Below are 18,267 nucleotides of genomic sequence, written 5' to 3'. Positions count from 1 at the left end.
ACGTCATCCCAGCTTGAGGTTGTCGGTGCCGACGAAACGGTCGAACAGCCAGTAGAGAACGAGGATCAGGATCAGCAGGAGCGAGCCCAAGGCCGCCGCCAGTTCCCAGTTGTTGGACACCTGCATGTGGAAGGCGATGATGTTGGAGATCATCTGACCGTCGGTGCCGCCCACCAGCGCGGGCGTGATGTAGTAGCCGACCGAGATGATGAAGACCAACAGCGCCCCAGCCGAGAGGCCCGGCAGGCTCATCGGCAGGTAGATTTTGTACCACGCGCCGATGGGGTTGCTGCCCATCGAGATTGCGGCGCGCATGAAGCTCGCGTCGATCCCGCGCATCACCGCATAGAGTGGCAGTACCATGAAGGGCAGCAGGATGTGGGTCATGGCGAGGATGGTGGAGAACTCGTTGTACAAAAGCTCAATCGGCTCATTGATCAGCCCAGCCCAGATCAGGGTGGAGTTCACCACGCCGCCTGCTTGCAGCAAGGCGATCCATGCGGTGGTACGCACCAGCAGGGAGGTCCAGAATGGCAGGAGGACAAAAACCATGAGGAAGTTCGCCATCGCTGGCGAGGCTTGCGACATATAGAAGGCCAGAGGATAGCCCAGCAGCATGGTCAGCCCGGTGATGATCAGCGCCATCTTCAGCGTCTTGCCATAGAGCTGTTTGTAGATCTGCGTGTCACGCATGATGATCTCACCCTCGGAGTCGTACTCCAGATCGACGGCGGTGAGGTAATAGCTTGAGGTATAGGCCTGCCCGGCGCTGCGGATCGCGCGCCATGTGGCGGGTTTGGCCCAGCGGTCATTCTCGGCCAGCAGCATCTCGGCCCCATTGGCGGCGAGTTCCGCATCATCGGCGCGGCGCAGACCGCGGGCGGTGGATTTGATCACGCTCGACATGCCCGGCAGGGCGCGGTTGATCTCATCGGCGAATTTACCGGAGGTGCGGTTGCCCGCCATGCGCTTCATGTCGATGGCCATTTGCGTCACCACAGCCGGATCGGGCAGGGTCTCACCCTCCCAGTCTTCGAGCATGGTCAGCGTCTCAGGCACCAGTTCGGCGACGGTCGGATTATAGACACTGCGAAACAGCATCGTGGTGATCGGGGCCACAAAGGCAAAAAGGATAAAGACCAGCAGCGGCACCACAAACAAAAACGCCTGCGTGCGGCGGCGGCGCAATTGGCGACGGGCGTTGGCGGCGTCTTCGGAACTGAGGCTGGGCACGCGATTACTCATCTTTAAGGTCTGGGGTCCCCGCGCCCGGAAAGGCGCGGGGCAGGGTGCTTATTGCAGCAGCCATTCGTTGAACTTCTCGCCAAGGCTTTCGCCATAGTCGGCCCAGAAGATACCATCGGCCTTCACGCCCTCATCAAGATGCGCCGTGGGCAGGTCTTTCTTGACCTCTTCGGGCAGCAGCGCCTGAGCAGAGGCGCGGGTCGGGCCGTAGGCCACGTCTTGCATCCCCGAGAGCGGCACGGTGCCTGTGGCGAACTTGATGAACTCCATCGCCTCTTCTTTCTTCTCGGTGCCTTTCATGATCGCCCAGACGTCAAGGTCATAGATGTGGCTGTCCCAGACGATCTCGAAGGGGGCGCCATCGTCCTTGATCGCGGCAAAGATACGACCGTTGGCGGATTGCACCATGGTGGCACCGCCGTCGTTCAGCAGGACGGGGGCCTGAGACCAGCTGTCGTACCAAGTGATCTCGTCCTTGATGGTGTCGAGCTTGGCGAAGGCTTGGGCTTGGCCCTCTTCGGTGGCGAGCACTTCATAGACTTCTTCGGGGGCAACGCCATCGGCCAGCAGCGCCCATTCCATGTTCACTTGGGGGCGTTTGCGCAGACCACGTTTGCCGGGGAAGGCTTCGGTGTCAAAGAAGTCTTCGATGGTTTTCGGGCCTTCGCCGTTTTCGGTGTTCACGGCAAAGACGACGGACCAAACGATGTTACCCACGCCACATTCATTGGCCAGCGCGTCTTCGATGAAGTCATCGGCCGCTGCGGTGCCATCGTCGCCATCGGGCAGGACGGATTGGTCGATCACTTCCAGATAACCTTCGGCGCAAGCGCGTTCGAGGTCGATCACTTCGATGTCGACGACATCCCACAGGATGTTGCCCGCTTCGACCTGCGCCTTCATCTCAGCAACGCCGCCGCCGTAGTCCTCGAACAGGACGTTGGTGCCGGATTCCTTCATGTAGGGTTCAATCATGTGCTCCATCTGTGCCGCGCCATAGGCGCCGCCAAAAGATGTCACTGTCAGATCCTGGGCCAGAGCAGGGCTGGCAAGCAGCGCCGTCGTGGCCAGATACGTCAGATGTTTCTTCATCGGGTCTCTCCTTGTTGTGTCCAGGTCTTTTGCGGGGCCCCGGTTTGCCCCCGGTCGCCCTTAATTGGCAAAGGCGATGCAATCTTTCGTCAGGGACAACAGCTGCGCCGTCGCGCCGTCTTCGAACTCGGGCGCAGACAGGTCGTTGAGCACTTTGACGATAATGTCGGTGCCGTCGGGGAGGCGGAAATAATAGCGGATGAAATCGCCCACATAGATGCGCGTAACAAAGGTCGCCGTCAGCGCGTTGTCATGGGCGTGGGTCGTGGGGTGGATGAACAGTTTCTCGGGCCGGATGGAGACGCGGCATTGCGCGCCTTCGGTCAGCCCTTCGGAAGTTTGCGTCGTGATGGTGCCGGTGTCAGTCTCGACCTTGGCGATCTCACCTTCGATCTTGCTGACCTTGCCCTGCACAAAGTTATTCTCACCAATGAACTCAGCGACGAAGGCATTGACCGGGCGCTCATACAGCTCTGCCGGGGGCGCGCATTGCTGCACAACGCCGTCGTTGAAGACGGCGATTCGGTCGGACATCGAGAGTGCCTCGGTCTGGTCGTGGGTGACATAGATCACGGTAAAGCCGATCTGCTTGTGCAGGCGGGTGATCTCGAACTGCATCTGTTCGCGGAGGTTCTTGTCGAGCGCGCCCAAGGGTTCGTCCATCAGGATCAGCGTCGGCTGAAAGATCATCGCGCGGGCCAGCGCCACACGCTGCCGTTGGCCGCCGGAAAGCTGACCGGGGCGGCGGTCGCCAAAGGCCGAAAGTTCGACCAATGCGAGATACTCGGCCACGCGCTCTTTGATATCCGCCTTGGACATTTTGCGAACGCTGAGCGGATAGGCGAGGTTTTCGGCCACCGTCATATGCGGGAACAGCGCGTAGTTTTGGAACACCATGCCGATATTGCGCTTGTTCGGCGCGGTCTTGTTGATCGACCGGCCATTGATCGCGATATCGCCCGAGGTGACGCTTTCAAACCCCGCCAACATCATCAGAACGGTGGTTTTGCCCGAGCCGGAGGGGCCAAGAAGGGTGATGAACTCCCCCTCCTGCACATCCATGTCGAAGCCTTTGACGACGAGGTTTTCCTGATCGTAGCTCTTCTTGACGTTGTCAAAACGCAGAAAAGTCTCTGCTTTGGTGTCTTTCATTGTGCCGCGGCTCTCCCTGTCGCTGGGGGGAGTTAAACAGGTGCGATGATTCTAAACAATATGTTGTATCGTTTAAGAGAATCGGCCCCCCTTAAGGCGCTTATCGGGTGAGCATGTGACCACTTTGGCGGCACAGTCGGCAGGTTTTGGCATCCCGGGCGGGAAATTTATGACCCCGCGCCTATGTGGATAGCCAACCGCATGGGCAAGATTGTCCGGCAGACTGGGATGACCACATGGAGACAGCACCGATGGGCAAACGTATCGCAATCGTAGGGGGCGGGTATCTGGGGGCAGAGCTGGCCAAGGCGATGGACGACATTGCCGATGTCACATTGATCGAACCGCGCAGCCATTTTGTGCATGCCTCTGCGATGATCCGCGCCGTGGTGCAGCCCAGTTTGGTCGAAGACTCGCTGATCCCCTATGACCGCTTGCTGAAACGCGGCCGTGTCGTTGCGGCGCGGGCGACGGGTGTGGACGGGGAGGGTGTGACCCTTGATAGCGGCGCGCGGGTCGACGCAGATTACATCGTTGTCGCGACCGGCTCAAACTATGCCGCGCCCTTCAAGCCCAAAGGCGCAGACATCGACGGGTTGCGGGCCGCGAGCCAAGCCGCGCATGAAAAGCTACAGGCGGCCAAGACCGTCGGCATCATCGGCGCCGGGGCTGTGGGGGTTGAGCTTGCGGGCGAGATTGCCGAGGCCATGCCCGACAAAAAGATCACCGTGATCACCATGGACGACAAGCTCTTTGCGGCCAAGCCGGACAGCCTTGGAGCTTCGCTGAGCAAGAAGTTAAAGGCCAGCGGGGTGGAGCTTATCCTTGGCAAAAAGGTCGAAGGGCTCGCCTCTATGACAGAGCCGCATGCGGGCAGTGTGACCCTCGAGGAGGGACCTGAACGCGCATTCGATCTGATCTTTCCCGTGTTGGGGGCGCGCGCTTGTTCTGACCTGCTGAAGAAACTGCCCGGCGCAGAGGTTACCGCCGCAGAGCGGATCAAGACCGACGGCCATCTGCGCCCCTCGTCCCTGCCCAACGTCTTCGCCGCCGGGGACGTGGCGGACCCCGGTGACAACATGACCATCGTCGCGGTCAGCCGGCAATTGCCTTGGTTGAAAAAGACCCTCACCGGGCTGATCACGGGCCGCAAACTGGCGGATATGAAAACCTATCGCCCGTGGGGTACGGAGGCGCCGATCGTGCTGCCCTTGGGGCCGGAGCGCGGCAATAGCTTTTTGATGCTGTTCACCGCAGGCGATTGGATAACGAAAAAGGTGAAAGGCGCGGATCTGTTCGTGCCAAAGTACCAAATGCTGCTGAACCGTCGCTGACGGGGCGCTTTTCGTGGTCTGAAAGTGACGTGGCATATACCTAAGAATAGGGCCGTTATCCTGACGCCAGCAGGCATTGAGCGGCGACATGTGTGAAGGTTGATTAACGTCAACTCAGGAGCACAAGCCATGTCCATTCAGTTCAGCCACAGTTTCGATGCCGCCCAAAACGTCACAGAGATCACCCCGATCACCGCCTGCGTCAGCATGGGCAAATACGCGACCGCGCAGGGGGAGCTTGTCTGGCAAAAGGGTGAGGTCGCCTGCATCCGCTCCGACACGGCGCTGTTTGTCGGCAAACGCATTTAAGCATTCACACGATATTAAGTGCCACACCGCTACGGTGGCCCCCGGGGCGTTGTTTAGAAGGTTAGGTGCGGTGAAATGAACTGGAATGCTATCGTTATAGACGATTCAGAGATTGCGCGGCAGTTCATTCAGGCGTCCCTCGCCGAAGTCGGATTTTCATGCGTGGCGGATTATGGATGCCCCGCCCAAGCCTTGGCCGCGCTGGCGAAGGAGCGGATCGCGACAGATGTGATCATCACGGATTTCATGATGCCCGCGATGGACGGGCTAGAGTTCTGTGGCCATGTCAGAGGTCTGCCATTCTACCACGGCGTTCCGGTCGTCATGATCTCAACCCGAAAAGACGCAGATCTGCTGCGCCGCGCTTTGGCCGCAGGGGCAAGCGACTGTTTGAAAAAGCCTTTTAGCCTGCCAGAGCTTGGAAGACGGCTGCAGTTATGTCTGAAAAACGCAGGCGTTGCCGTGCAATAAGGGTGCGTCTGTACGCAGACTGGGCGGCATAGCGCCCCGTGCGGGGTGTGTAGCGTCGGGGTCGGTTGAGACCTGATCTACGGTCAATCATCTGTCGGGGAATATTGGTGCCCAGGAGAGGACTCGAACCTCCACACCGTTGCCAGTACTAGCACCTGAAGCTAGCGCGTCTACCATTCCGCCACCTGGGCACGTATCGTGTGGGGTGCTCTAAGGCTCAGCCGGGTGACTGTCAATCGCAATTTGAGCGAAATCTAGAAAATCCTGCGCGAGGATCGCTACAACCGGGGGTTTGGCCTTGTGACAGCGGCGGCGCACGGGTACATCCTGTCAGAGAATTTATCTACAGGAGCGGCAGAATGTCTAAGCTGGTCACGATTTATGGCGGTTCGGGGTTTGTCGGACGCTATATCGCGTATCGCATGGCCAGAGCTGGTTGGCGGGTACGGGTGGCGGTGCGCCACCCCAACGAAGCGCTCTTTGTGCGGACCTATGGTGTGGTTGGCCAAGTCGAACCTGTTTTGTGCAACATTCGCAACGATGGCTCCGTGCGCGACGCCCTGCGTGGGGCGGACGCGGTCGTGAACTGCGTCGGCATTCTGGTCGAGACCGGCAAGAACAGCTTTGACGCGGTGCAGTCCGAAGGGGCGGAGCGTATCGCCCATATGGCCGCAACCGAAGGAGTTGGTCGTTTCGTGCATGTCTCTGCCATCGGCGCGGATATGGAGGCCGAGAGCGACTATGCCCGCACCAAGGGCGAGGGCGAGGCCGCCATTCTCAAACATATGCCTGAGGCCGTGATTCTGCGCCCCTCGATCATGTTTGGCCCCGAGGATGAGTTCTTTAACCGCTTTGCGGGCATGACCCGCACCGGCCCGATCCTGCCGGTTGCCGGTGCCTCTACCCGGTTCCAGCCGGTCTTTGTCGATGACGTTGCCAAAGCGGCCGAAAAGGCTCTGGAGGGGCAGGCCTCCGCGGGTGTCTATGAGCTTGGTGGCCCTGATGTGGATACTTTCCGCGGCCTGATGCAGCGTATGCTTGAGGTGATTCACCGTCGGCGTTTGGTGCTCAACATGCCGTGGTTCTTAGCCAAGATCGTCGCCTTTGGGTTCGACATGGTGCAGGCCGCAACCTTTGGTCTTTTCAGCAACAAAATGCTGACCCGCGATCAGGTCAAAAACCTGCGCAATGACAACGTTGTGGCAGAAGGGGCGCGCGGCTTTACCGAGCTTGGCATCACCCCCACCGCGATGGACGCGGTGCTGCCCGACTACCTTTGGCGGTTCCGACCCTCGGGGCAGTATGACGCCATCAAAGCATCGGCACGTAACCTGCGGCAGGGATAATGGAACAGTCAACCACTCTGATCGCCGCCTTTCTGGGTTTGCTGGAGGGGCTGACAGAGTTCATCCCCGTATCTTCGACCGGGCATCTTCTGTTGGCCGGTCACTTCTTGGGCTTTGAGAGCGCCGGGCGGACCTTTGAGGTCGTGATCCAATTGGGCGCGGTGCTGGCGATCCTGACAGTTTATTCCGCACGGCTTTGGGCGGTATTCTCCGCCGCGCCGCATGATCCGCAGGCACGGCGGTTCATCTGGTCGGTGCTTCTGGCCTTTCTGCCTGCGGTGTTCATCGGCGTCTTGGCCCATGATTTCATCAAGACGGTCCTGTTCGAAACACCTCTGCTGATCGCCATCATGTTGGTGCTGGGTGGGGTGGTGCTGTTGATCGTGGATCGCATCGCACCTGCGCCGACCTATACCGACGCGACCAAATTCCCGCTTTCCATGGCGTTCAAGATCGGCGTCATCCAATGCCTTGCCATGGTGCCGGGCACCTCGCGGTCGGGCGCGACGATCGTTGGCGCCCTGTTGCTGGGGGCCAGCAAACGCGCCGCGGCGGAATTCTCGTTCTTTTTGTCGATGCCGACGATGGCGGGCGCCTTTGCCTATGACATCTACAAGAACCGCGATGTGCTGGATGCCTCTGCCATGGGCGAGATTGCTGTGGGCTTTGTCATGGCCTTTATCTCTGCCGTCTTCGTGGTGCGTTGGGTGCTCGATTACATCAGCCGCTATGGCTATGCGCTTTTTGGGTGGTGGCGAATCCTTGTAGGTGGTGTCGTGATCATTGCGCTTTGGGCAGGGTTTTGACGCTTAGGTCCGTATCGGACCTTAAATGATGCATAAAAATGACCTGGGGGCGATCCATTTGCCCGGAAAGAGGTAAATAGGTCAGCATTACTGTCTTTTATTTACTTGGGCGCTCTCGTATACGAGCCTTCTGACGGAATTTGTCGAAGGAGCGGGTATATGGCGAAGCAGGTCATGCTGAAATTTACAGACGTTGCGCGGGATATGCCCGAAAAGCGCCCGCCCGATTTGCGCCGGACGGATTTCGACGAGATTTATGCCGAATATGCAGATGCCAAAGCGGCTGAACAGTCCAGCCGGTGCAGCCAATGCGGCGTGCCCTACTGCCAGACCCATTGCCCTTTGCACAACAACATCCCCGACTGGCTTCGCCTGACTGCGGAAGGGCGTCTGCAAGAGGCCTATGAGATCAGTCAGGCGACCAATACCTTCCCCGAGATCTGTGGCCGCATCTGCCCGCAGGACCGCCTGTGCGAAGGCAACTGCGTGATCGAGCAGTCGGGCCATGGCACCGTCACCATCGGCTCGATCGAGAAATACATAACCGACACCGCATGGGAGCAGGGCTGGGTCAAACCCGCCGCCCCACGCGAAGAGCGCGCTGAAAGCGTTGGCATCATCGGTGCCGGCCCCGGCGGTCTGGCAGCGGCGGACATGCTGCGCCGCGCGGGGGTGCAGGTCACCATCTATGACCGCTACGACCGTGCGGGCGGCTTGCTGACCTATGGCATCCCCGGCTTCAAGCTTGAGAAAGACGTGGTCGAGCGCCGCAATGCGCAGCTCGCCGAAGGTGGCGTGACCTTTGAATTGAACTGCGATGTGGGCGTCGACCTTAGCTTTGGCGCGATCCGGGGCAAACATGACGCGGTGATCATTGCCACCGGCGTTTACAAAACGCGCGAGATCGAAGCCCCCGGCGTGGGCGGGTTCGGTGTGGAGCGGGCGATTGACTTCCTCACCGCCTCCAACCGCAAAAGCTTTGGCGACTCGGTCGATGAATTCGAAAATGGCCGTCTGAATGCTGCGGGTAAGAAAGTCGTCGTGATCGGCGGTGGCGACACCGCGATGGACTGCGTGCGCACCTCGATCCGCCAAGGCGCGGAGAGCGTGAAATGCCTCTACCGTCGGGACCGGGCCAATATGCCGGGCAGCCAACGCGAAGTACAAAACGCCGAGGAAGAAGGCGTGATCTTTGAATGGCTCAGCGCACCCAAGGGCTTTGTCGGCGATCCGGTGACCGGCGTCATGGTTCAGAAAATGCGCCTTGGCGCGCCGGATGTCACTGGCCGTCAGGCCCCCGAGGTGATCGAAGGCGCGGACTACGTCGAAGACGCCGACCTCGTCATCATGGCGCTTGGGTTCGAGCCCGAAGACCTGCCGACCCTGTGGAACGAGCCGGAGTTGCCGGTGAACCGCTGGGGCACGATCAAAGCCGATTACGTCACCGGGGCAACGGCGCTTGATGGCGTCTATGCCGTGGGCGACATCGTGCGCGGGGCGAGCCTTGTGGTCTGGGCCATCAAGGATGGCCGCGACTGCGCGCAGGCGATCCTTGATGATTTCAACGGGGCGCAGCGCATCGCTGCGGAATGAAATGAGTGCTGGTGCAGCCATCAAAGCGGACAACGCCATGGGGGGTGAAGCTCACCACGGCCACTGTCTGTGTGGCGCGGTCACGGTGGATGTGACCGGGCCGTTGGCTGCGATTTCGGCCTGTCATTGTGACCTCTGCACCCGGTGGAGCGGCTCTGTCCAAATGGGGATCGAAGTGCCACGCGCGCGGGTTTCCCACAAGGGACCGATCCGGACCTATGCCTCATCCTCCTTTGCCGAGCGGGCGTGGTGCGAGACCTGCGGCACGGCGGTTTGGTTTGCCGATACCGAAGGAGAGAACGCGGAGCTGCTGGAACTGGCTCCGGGTCTCTTCGACGGGTTTGGCGGCGCAAAGCTGGCGCGCGTGGTCTATGCCGACCGCGCCCCAAGCAACTTTGCCTTGGCCGGGGAACTGGAGCGGGTGACCAAAGCCGATTACGAGGCCCGCGCCCTGCATGTGGAGGACAAGCAATGAGCCTTTTGAGAGGTCATTGCCTCTGCGGGGCGGTTACGGTCAGCTTTGAGCCGTTGAAAGACGCGCTTGGTGCCTGCCACTGCGAGATGTGCCGCCGTTGGACCGGCAGCGCTTTCCTTGAGATCGACGCAAAACCGGGCAGCCTGACCTATGACGGCCCGGTGAAATCCTATGCCTCTTCGGACTGGGCTGAGCGGGCATGGTGCGACAGTTGCGGCAGCACGCTTTGGTATCACCTCACGCTGCCGGGGCATGATTATTACTCACTCTCTGCCGGGTTGGTGGAGAATGCGGGCGGCCTGCCGCTCAAGACCGAGATTTACATAGATGTGAAGCCCGACGGCTATGCCTTTGCCGGGAACCACGAGATCAAAACCAAGGCCGAAGTCGAAGCAGGATTTGCGGCGTTTGTGGAAGGAACCAAGCCATGACCAAATATGATGACGCCTGGGTGGCCCGCGAAGAAGCCAAACGCGCGATGATGGCCGATAAGGGCATGTATAGTTTCGAGGAAGAGCATTCTTCCTGCGGCGTGGGCCTTGTGGTCAACATCAACGGTGAGAAGACCCGCGAGGTCGTGCTGAACGGGATCAACGCGCTCAAGGCGATCTGGCACCGCGGCGCGGTTGACGCAGATGGGATGACCGGCGATGGCGCGGGCATCCACGTGCAGATCCCTGTGCCCTTCTTTTATGAGCAGGTCCGCCGCACCGGCCACACCCCGCGCGAGAACGAGCTGATCGCCGTGGGCCAAGTCTTCCTGCCGCGCACCAACTTTGCCGCGCAAGAAACCTGCCGGACCATCGTGGAAACCGAAGTCCTGCGCATGGGCTATTACATCTACGGCTGGCGGCATGTGCCGGTGGACATCTCCGTGTTGGGCGAAAAGGCCAATGCGACCCGGCCCGAGATTGAGCAGATCCTGATTTCCAACGCCAAAGGTGTCGACGAAGAGACCTTTGAGCGTGAGCTTTATGTCATCCGCCGCCGCATCGAAAAAGCTGCCATCGCCGCGCAGGTGCCGCAGATGTACATCGCCTCGATGTCCTGCCGCAGCATCATCTACAAGGGCATGATGCTGGCCGAACAGGTTGCCGAATTCTATCCCGACCTGAAAGACGATAAGTTCATCAGTGCCTTCGCGATCTATCACCAGCGCTACTCCACCAACACTTTCCCGCAGTGGTGGCTGGCACAGCCCTTCCGCATGTTGGCCCATAACGGTGAGATCAACACCCTCAAGGGCAACATGAACTGGATGAAGAGCCATGAGATCCGCATGGCCTCTGCTACCTTTGGCGACATGGCCGAGGACATCAAACCGATCGTGGCCTCGGGGTCCAGCGACTCTGCCGCACTGGATTCCGTGTTCGAGGTGCTGGTCCGCGCGGGCCGCTCCGCGCCGATGGCCAAGACGATGCTGGTGCCGGAATCGTGGTCGAAACAGGCGGTGGAACTGCCCCAAGCATGGCGCGACATGTATTCCTACTGCAACTCCGTGATGGAGCCATGGGACGGCCCCGCCGCATTGGCGATGACCGATGGCCGCTGGGTTTGCGCCGGGCTTGACCGGAACGGCCTGCGCCCGATGCGCTATGTGGAAACCTCCGACGGCATGTTGATCGCCGGGTCCGAGGCCGGGATGGTGCCACTGGACGAGGCGCGGGTCGTGCGCAAAGGCGCGCTTGGCCCGGGGCAGATCATCGCGGTCGATATGGAAGAGGGCAAACTCTTCAACGATACCGAGATCAAGAACAAGCTCGCGTCGAACCAGCCCTTCGGCGAATGGGTCGGCAAGATCACCGAGATGGATGATGTCCTTGGCCGCGTCACCGAAAAGCCGCTGTTTGACGGGGCCGAACTGCGCCGCCGTCAGGTGGCTGCGGGCTATACCATCGAAGAGCTGGAACAGATCCTCGCGCCTATGGCCGAGGATGGGAAAGAGACGCTGGCCTCGATGGGCGATGACACGCCCTCGGCGGTCCTGAGCGGCCAGTATCGCCCGCTGAGCCACTTCTTTCGTCAAAACTTTAGCCAAGTCACCAACCCGCCGATCGATTCCTTGCGCGAATTCCGGGTGATGAGCCTCAAGACGCGCTTCGGTAACCTCAAGAACGTGCTCGACGAAGACAGCTCCCAAACCGAGATCCTCGTGCTCGACAGTCCCTTCGTCGGCAATGCGCAGTTCGAAGAACTGATGGCGCAGTTCAAGGTGCATACCGTGTCCATCGACTGCACCTTTGAGGCGGGCAACGGCAATCTCAGCGCCGGGCTGGCGCGGATTCGGGCCGAGGCGGAAGACGCCGTGCGCTCTGGCGCGGGCCATCTGGTGCTGACCGATCAGCACAGCGGGGCCGACCGGGTCGCGATGCCGATGATCCTTGCGACCAGCGCGGTGCACAGTCACCTTGTGCGCAAGGGTCTGCGGACCTTTACCTCGCTCAACGTGCGTGCGGCGGAATGTGTCGACCCGCATTACTTCGCGGTGCTTGTGGGCTGCGGCGCGACCGTGGTGAACGCCTATCTGGCCGAAGATTCCTTGGCCGACCGGATCGAGCGCGGGCTCTTGGACATGACCCTGACGCAGGCGGTGCAGAAATACCGTGAGGCGATTGACCAAGGTCTGCTCAAGATCATGGCGAAGATGGGGATTTCCGTGATCTCGTCTTATCGCGGCGGTCTGAACTTTGAGGCCGTGGGCCTTTCGCGCGCCATGTGTGCCGAGTACTTCCCCGGCATGACCAGCCGTATCTCCGGCATCGGTGTCGTCGGCATTCAGCGCAAGGCCGAAGAAGTCCACGCCAAAGGCTGGCAGGGCGACGGGGTCGTGATGCCGATTGGCGGTTTCTACAAGCAGCGCAAGACGGGCGAAAAACACGCTTGGGAGGCGAGCAGCATGCATATGCTGCAAATGGCCTGCAACAAGGCGTCCTATCAGATGTGGCAGCAGTATTCGAAAAAGATGCAGAGCAACCCGCCGATCCATCTGCGTGACCTGCTCGACATCAAGCCCAAGGGCACGCCGGTGCCATTGGAGGAGGTGGAAAGCATCACCTCGATCCGCAAGCGTTTCGTGACGCCGGGCATGTCGCTGGGGGCGTTGTCGCCCGAAGCGCATAAAACGCTGAACGTGGCGATGAACCGTATCGGTGCGAAGTCCGACAGCGGCGAGGGCGGCGAAGATCCGGCGCATTTCGTGCCTGAGGCCAATGGTGACAATCCGTCGGCCAAGATCAAACAGGTGGCCTCGGGCCGCTTTGGCGTGACGGCGGAATATCTCAACCAGTGCGAAGAGTTGGAGATCAAGGTCGCACAGGGTGCCAAGCCCGGTGAGGGTGGGCAGCTTCCCGGTATGAAGGTCACCGACCTGATCGCGCGGCTGCGGCATTCGACCAAGGGCGTGACGCTGATCTCGCCGCCGCCGCACCACGACATCTACTCGATCGAAGACCTTGCGCAGCTGATCTATGACCTCAAGCAGATCAACCCGCGCTGCAAGGTGACGGTCAAGCTGGTGGCGTCGAGCGGTGTCGGCACGATTGCTGCGGGCGTGGCCAAGGCCAAGGCCGACATCATCCTGATTTCGGGCCACAACGGCGGCACCGGGGCCTCGCCCGCGACCTCGATCAAATACGCAGGTCTGCCGTGGGAGATGGGCCTGACCGAGGCGCATCAGGTTCTGTCGATGAACAACCTGCGCGACCGGGTGACACTGCGCACCGATGGTGGCCTGCGCACCGGGCGCGACATCGTCATGGCGGCGATGATGGGGGCCGAGGAATACGGCATCGGCACCGCTGCGCTGATCGCCATGGGCTGCATCATGGTGCGTCAGTGCCAGTCGAATACTTGCCCCGTGGGCGTCTGTACCCAAGACGAAGCGCTGCGTGGCAAGTTCACCGGCAATGCGGACAAAGTGGTGAACCTCATCACCTTCTACGCCACCGAAGTGCGGGAAATTCTCGCCAGCATCGGGGCACGCAGTCTTGATGAAGTGATCGGGCGCGCGGACCTGTTGACGCAGGTCAGCCGAGGTTCGGCGCATTTGGATGATCTGGACCTCAACCCGCTGTTGATCACCGTCGATGGCGCACATGAGAACGTCTATGACCGCGACAAACCGCGTCAGGTGGTGCTTGATACGCTTGATGCGCAGATCGTCCGGGATGCCGCGCGTTTCCTTGAGGATGGTGAGAAGATGCAGCTGTCCTACGCCGTGCAGAACACGCACCGGACGGTCGGCACGCGGGTCTCGAGCCATATCGTGAAACGCTTCGGTATGCGCAATTCACTGCAGCCGGACCACCTGACGGTGAAGCTGACCGGCTCGGCTGGGCAGTCGCTGGGTGCCTTTGCCGCACCGGGGCTCAAGCTCGAAGTCTCGGGCGATGCCAACGACTATGTCGGCAAGGGTCTGTCGGGCGGTACGATTGTGGTGCGGCCTTCGATGGCGAGCCCGGTCGTGGCGTCGGAGAACACGATCATCGGCAACACGGTGCTTTATGGTGCGACGGCGGGCTACCTCTTTGCCGCGGGCCGGGCGGGCGAGCGTTTCGCGGTGCGCAACTCGGGCGCGCATGTGGTGATCGAAGGCTGCGGCAGCAACGGTTGTGAATATATGACTGGCGGTGTGGCGGTGATCTTGGGCGAGATCGGCGCGAACTTTGCCGCCGGGATGACCGGGGGGATGGCCTATCTCTATGACCCCGACGGGCTGGCGCCGAAGCTGATGAATGCCGAAACAATCGTGACCTGCCCGGTCAGCGTCGAACATTGGTTGGACCAGCTGCACGGGCTGCTGGAGCGTCATGTCGCCGAGACCAACAGCCGCAAGGCCGCCGATATTCTTCAGCATTGGGAGACTGAGAAGCACAACTTCCTGCAGGTCTGCCCGAAGGAGATGCTGGTGCATCTGCCCGCGCCGCTGTCGGTGGAAGAGACGGCAGTTCCAGCGGAGTAAGTTATCCCCCGCGCGGCTTCGGTCGCGCGGGAGGGACATCGCCTGTCCGTGGGGTGGCGATTGAAACGCCGCTTCGAGCCACTTTATGGCGCAGCGATGATGTGTGTTCGCGAAGGTTCGCCCAGCCTCACCAAATCGCCAGCCCGCCGGGACGGGCAGGCGATGGCCCGGCGCCTGCGGCTTGTTTCCGGGCTGGGGTGGTATTCAAAAGTGTCTGCGCTACCTCTGCCTCTCCACGGGAGGCAGATCATGCGAGAAATTCTAGCGGTATTGCTGATAGTCACAGGCCTCAGCGCCTGCACCGACACCGCACCGCGTGGCGGGGGCGATATCCTCGTGCTGGGCGATTCCATCATGGCGTGGAATGGAGGCCGCTCCATCCCCGATGTCATTGCCAACCAAACGGGCCGCAGCGTCACCAGCCGTGCCGTGCCCGGCGCGCAGTTCGACAATGGCTCGACCATCGCCTCTGCCGTTGGCTTTGACATTCAGCAGCAGTTCCCCGGCGGGCGCTGGAACTGGGTGGTGGTGAATGGCGGTGCCAACGATCTGAGCGCCGATTGCGGCTGCGGGGCCTGCGGGGCCTCGGTGAATGCGCTGATCGCACCGGACGGTCAAAGCGGCAGCATCCCCGCCTTCTTGCAACGCCTCCGTGCCCAGACCGGGGCGCAGGTCATGTGGATGGGCTATTACGCAGGCTCCGGCTCAGGCTCCTTTGCCGGATGCCGCGATGATCTGGTCGAAATCGAATCCCGTATCGCCACTTTCGCCGCAGGCCGCCCCGGGATCCATTTCGTCGATTCCGAAGACGTGATCGACCGGGGGGACCGCGGGCTTTTTGCCGGGGACAACGTGCATCCCTCCGCCCGTGGCTCCGCCCGGATCGGTGCCTACCTCGCTCAAGAAATCACCGCGCGCGAGAACCGTTCACAAAAACCTGCAGACGGCCTATAGCTGATCCATGGCGACACGGAAAAAGACCGCCCCCAAGGGCAAGAATTCGAGCAAGGCAAGCCCCCCGTTGAAGAAACGCGCGGGCCGCTGGGTGGTACGCGCCTTGGCGCTGGCCTTTGTCTTGGCCGTGCTGCTGGTGCTGCTGTTCCGCTTCGTAAACCCGCCCACCGGGGTCTACATGCTTTCGGAATCGCGCCGTCTGGGTGGGGTGCAGCGCGACTGGGTGCCGCTTGAGCAGATCGCCCCCGTGATGGCCCGCGCGGCTGTCGCGGCAGAGGATGCGAATTTCTGCAACCACTGGGGCTTTGACATGCAGGCGATCCGCACCGCGATTGAAAATGGCTCTGCCCGCGGGGCGTCCACGATCAGCCAGCAGACGGTCAAGAACGTCTATCTTTGGCATGGCCGCTCGTGGCTGCGCAAAGCACTTGAGGCCGGGATGACCCCGCTGGTCGAAACCCTTTGGCCCAAGCGCCGGATCATTGAGGTCTATTTGAATGTGGCCGAGTTCGACGAAGGTGTCTTTGGCGTCGGCGCTGCGGCCCCGCATTACTTTGGCGTCGCGGCAGCAGACCTGAGCCCGACGCAGGCCGCGCGCCTTGCCGCGATCCTGCCCGACCCGAAAGAGCGTTCCGCCTCCCGGCCCGGAGACTTTACCCGCAAGCGCACGGCCCAGATCATGGACGGGGCGGCGACCATCCGCGCGGACGGTCGTGCCGCTTGTTTCGAGAGTTGAAAATCCTCCCGCCAGCAGGCATGGAAGAGTGCAATCCCTTTAACCACACGGACTTTATATGACAGCTCGCTTGTTTCACGTTCCCTTGTCCCCCTTCTGTCGCAAGGTGCGGCTTAGCCTTGGGGAGAAGAAGATCGAGGTGGAACTGGTCGAGGAGCGCTATTGGGAGCAAGACCCCGATTTCCTGCGCCGCAATCCGGCGGGCAAGGTGCCTGTGCTGCGGCTTGACGGGATCATGATGGCGGAAAGCGCCGCGATCTGTGAGTATATCGAAGAGACCCGCCCAGAGGCGTCATTGCTGCCCAGCGACCCGGTGCAGCGCTTGGAAGTGCGCCGTCTGGTCAGCTGGTTCGACGACAAATTCCACGACGAGGTGACCTCGAAACTGCTGTACGAGCGGGTCAACAAGAAGGTCACCAAACAGGGCTACCCGGACAGCAAGAACGTAAAGGCCGGGGCCAAGGCGATCAAATATCACCTCGACTATATGGCGTGGCTGCTGGACCACCGCCGCTGGCTGGCGGGCGATGTAATGACGCTGGCCGATTTCGCCGCCGCCGCGCATCTGTCGTCGCTCGACTATATCTCGGACGTGGATTGGAACCGCTCTGACGTGGTCAAGGACTGGTACGCCAAGATCAAATCGCGTCCCGCCTTTCGGTCGATCCTCGCCGACCAGTTGCCGGGCTTCCCGCCGCCGGTGCATTACAACAACCTCGACTTCTGATGCCCGCCGCCCCCCGCGCCGACCCCGGGCCGGAGGCCCTCAAGGCGCGGGTGGTGGCTCGGGCACTTGAGGAAGGCTTTGTCGCCTGCCGTATTTGCCGCCCCGAAGACGTGCCCGAAATGCCCGAAAGGCTCGCCCGCTTTGTCGAGGCGGGGTTTCACGGGCAGATGGGCTGGATGGAAGAGCGGATGCATTGGCGCGGCAATCCCGCAGCACTCTGGCCCGAGGCGCGGTCGGTCATCATGCTGGCCGAAAGCTACACCCCCGACCATGACCCTCGCGCGGTGTTGGAGCATCCCGACAAGGGGGCGATCTCGGTCTATGCGCAGGGGCGTGACTACCACGATATCGTCAAGAAACGGCTGAAGCGGCTGGCGCGTTGGCTGATGGAGGAGGCCCGTGCGGCTGACCCCGAGGTGAAGGTTTTCGTCGATACCGCCCCAGTGCCGGAAAAGGCGTTGGCGCAGGCGGCGGGGCTCGGCTGGCAGGGCAAACATACCAATCTTCTTAGCCGGAAATTCGGCAATTGGGCCTTTTTAGGGTCTGTTTTCACCACGCTTGATCTCGCCCCCGATGCGCGGGAGGTCGACCACTGCGGGTCATGCCGCGCCTGCCTTGAGGCTTGCCCGACAGATGCCTTCCCTGCGCCCTATCAACTCGACGCGCGGCGCTGCATTTCCTATCTGACGATCGAACACAAAGGGCCGGTCGATCTGGACCTGCGCGAGAAGATGGGCAACCGGATCTATGGCTGCGACGATTGCCTTGCCGCTTGCCCGTGGAACAAATTTGCTGTGGCGGCCAGTGATATGCGCTATCACGGCCCCGCAGTGCAGCCGGCGGACTTGGCAGAGTTGGCGACGCTGGATGATACGGCGTTCCGCGCGCGCTATTCCGGCTCTCCGATCAAACGGATCGGGCGAGACCGCTTTGTGCGCAATGTGCTCTATGCGATTGGCAATTCCGGGCTGGCGCGGCTGCGCCCGGTGGCGCAATCTCTAACCGAAGATGCTGACCCCACCGTGGCCGATGCCGCGCGTTGGGCGGCAGAGCTGTTGGCATAGGAG

Annotated in this window: 16 protein-coding genes and 1 tRNA gene; 13 read left to right on the top strand and 4 right to left on the bottom strand. The window is 61.2% G+C overall.

The window, feature by feature from the left end:
- Window positions 1-3: 3 nt before the first annotated feature.
- Genes A3722_RS13155 through A3722_RS13145 form a run of 3 tightly spaced genes read right to left on the bottom strand, consistent with a single transcriptional unit; the run spans window position 4 to window position 3,489 of the window.
- Complete coding sequence (locus tag A3722_RS13155; RefSeq protein ID WP_067623090.1) at window positions 4-1,233, bottom strand: ABC transporter permease; 1,230 nt, start codon at window positions 1,231-1,233, stop codon at window positions 4-6.
- A 60-nt stretch (window positions 1,234-1,293) separates the two neighbouring features.
- Window positions 1,294-2,337 carry an ABC transporter substrate-binding protein gene (locus A3722_RS13150; RefSeq protein ID WP_067623094.1) on the bottom strand — a complete coding sequence of 348 codons (1,044 nt, stop codon included), beginning with the start codon at window positions 2,335-2,337 and terminating at the stop codon, window positions 1,294-1,296.
- Between the two features lie 60 nt (window positions 2,338-2,397).
- The gene (locus A3722_RS13145) at window positions 2,398-3,489 is read right to left on the bottom strand and encodes an ABC transporter ATP-binding protein (RefSeq protein ID WP_067623097.1); all 1,092 of its coding nucleotides are present in this window, start codon (window positions 3,487-3,489) and stop codon (window positions 2,398-2,400) included.
- A 236-nt stretch (window positions 3,490-3,725) separates the two neighbouring features.
- Between A3722_RS13145 and A3722_RS13140 the strand changes: the two genes are divergently transcribed.
- The 3 genes from A3722_RS13140 to A3722_RS13130 all read left to right on the top strand — a co-directional run bounded on the left by A3722_RS13140 (window position 3,726) and on the right by A3722_RS13130 (window position 5,603).
- Window positions 3,726-4,823, top strand: a complete 1,098-nt coding sequence (locus tag A3722_RS13140) for an NAD(P)/FAD-dependent oxidoreductase (RefSeq protein WP_150119982.1) — start codon at window positions 3,726-3,728, stop codon at window positions 4,821-4,823.
- 129 nt (window positions 4,824-4,952) lie between these two features.
- Window positions 4,953-5,132: a hypothetical protein gene (locus A3722_RS13135; protein ID WP_067623100.1), complete on the top strand. Its 180-nt coding sequence runs from the start codon at window positions 4,953-4,955 to the stop codon at window positions 5,130-5,132.
- A gap of 75 nt (window positions 5,133-5,207) precedes the next feature.
- Window positions 5,208-5,603 (top strand): response regulator, encoded by a 396-nt coding sequence (locus tag A3722_RS13130; RefSeq protein ID WP_067623103.1) that lies wholly within the window; start codon window positions 5,208-5,210, stop codon window positions 5,601-5,603.
- 105 nt (window positions 5,604-5,708) lie between these two features.
- On the opposite strand, the gene A3722_RS13125 is transcribed toward A3722_RS13130, so the two are convergent.
- Window positions 5,709-5,794: transfer RNA gene (locus tag A3722_RS13125), tRNA-Leu, on the bottom strand.
- A 168-nt stretch (window positions 5,795-5,962) separates the two neighbouring features.
- On the opposite strand from A3722_RS13125, the gene A3722_RS13120 reads away from it, so the two are divergent.
- The 10 genes from A3722_RS13120 (at window position 5,963) to queG (ending at window position 18,264) form a co-directional block, all read left to right on the top strand.
- Complete coding sequence (locus tag A3722_RS13120; protein ID WP_067623105.1) at window positions 5,963-6,949, top strand: complex I NDUFA9 subunit family protein; 987 nt, start codon at window positions 5,963-5,965, stop codon at window positions 6,947-6,949.
- Window positions 6,949-7,755 (top strand): undecaprenyl-diphosphate phosphatase, encoded by an 807-nt coding sequence (locus A3722_RS13115; protein ID WP_067623108.1) that lies wholly within the window; start codon window positions 6,949-6,951, stop codon window positions 7,753-7,755. Before A3722_RS13120 ends, A3722_RS13115 begins: the two co-directional genes overlap by 1 nt.
- A 159-nt stretch (window positions 7,756-7,914) precedes the next feature.
- Window positions 7,915-9,348, top strand: coding sequence for an NAD(P)-dependent oxidoreductase (locus A3722_RS13110; RefSeq protein ID WP_067623111.1), 1,434 nt, complete (start codon window positions 7,915-7,917; stop codon window positions 9,346-9,348).
- A gap of 1 nt (window position 9,349) precedes the next feature.
- Complete coding sequence (locus A3722_RS13105) at window positions 9,350-9,823, top strand: GFA family protein (RefSeq protein ID WP_161487390.1); 474 nt, start codon at window positions 9,350-9,352, stop codon at window positions 9,821-9,823.
- A complete protein-coding gene (locus A3722_RS13100; protein ID WP_067624976.1) occupies window positions 9,820-10,254 on the top strand; it encodes a GFA family protein in 435 nt (144 codons plus the stop codon). Before A3722_RS13105 ends, A3722_RS13100 begins: the two co-directional genes overlap by 4 nt.
- A complete protein-coding gene (gene gltB / locus A3722_RS13095; protein WP_067916173.1) occupies window positions 10,251-14,783 on the top strand; it encodes a glutamate synthase large subunit in 4,533 nt (1,510 codons plus the stop codon). The genes A3722_RS13100 and gltB overlap by 4 nt, the downstream gene beginning before the upstream one ends.
- 249 nt (window positions 14,784-15,032) lie before the next feature.
- A complete protein-coding gene (locus A3722_RS13090; protein ID WP_067624601.1) occupies window positions 15,033-15,737 on the top strand; it encodes an SGNH/GDSL hydrolase family protein in 705 nt (234 codons plus the stop codon).
- A gap of 7 nt (window positions 15,738-15,744) precedes the next feature.
- Complete coding sequence (gene mtgA / locus A3722_RS13085) at window positions 15,745-16,473, top strand: monofunctional biosynthetic peptidoglycan transglycosylase (RefSeq protein ID WP_067624604.1); 729 nt, start codon at window positions 15,745-15,747, stop codon at window positions 16,471-16,473.
- A gap of 58 nt (window positions 16,474-16,531) precedes the next feature.
- Complete coding sequence (gene fzlA, locus A3722_RS13080) at window positions 16,532-17,200, top strand: FtsZ-binding protein FzlA (protein ID WP_067624607.1); 669 nt, start codon at window positions 16,532-16,534, stop codon at window positions 17,198-17,200.
- Entirely contained in the window at window positions 17,200-18,264 is a 1,065-nt protein-coding gene (gene queG, locus A3722_RS13075) for a tRNA epoxyqueuosine(34) reductase QueG (RefSeq protein WP_067624610.1), read from the top strand. Before fzlA ends, queG begins: the two co-directional genes overlap by 1 nt.
- Window positions 18,265-18,267: the final 3 nt, after the last annotated feature.

Source organism: Sulfitobacter sp. HI0027 (assembly GCF_001634775.1).
GTDB lineage: Bacteria > Pseudomonadota > Alphaproteobacteria > Rhodobacterales > Rhodobacteraceae > Sulfitobacter.
Note: the sequence above shows the minus strand (reverse complement) of the source record. Positions and strands in the feature narration are given on the sequence as shown.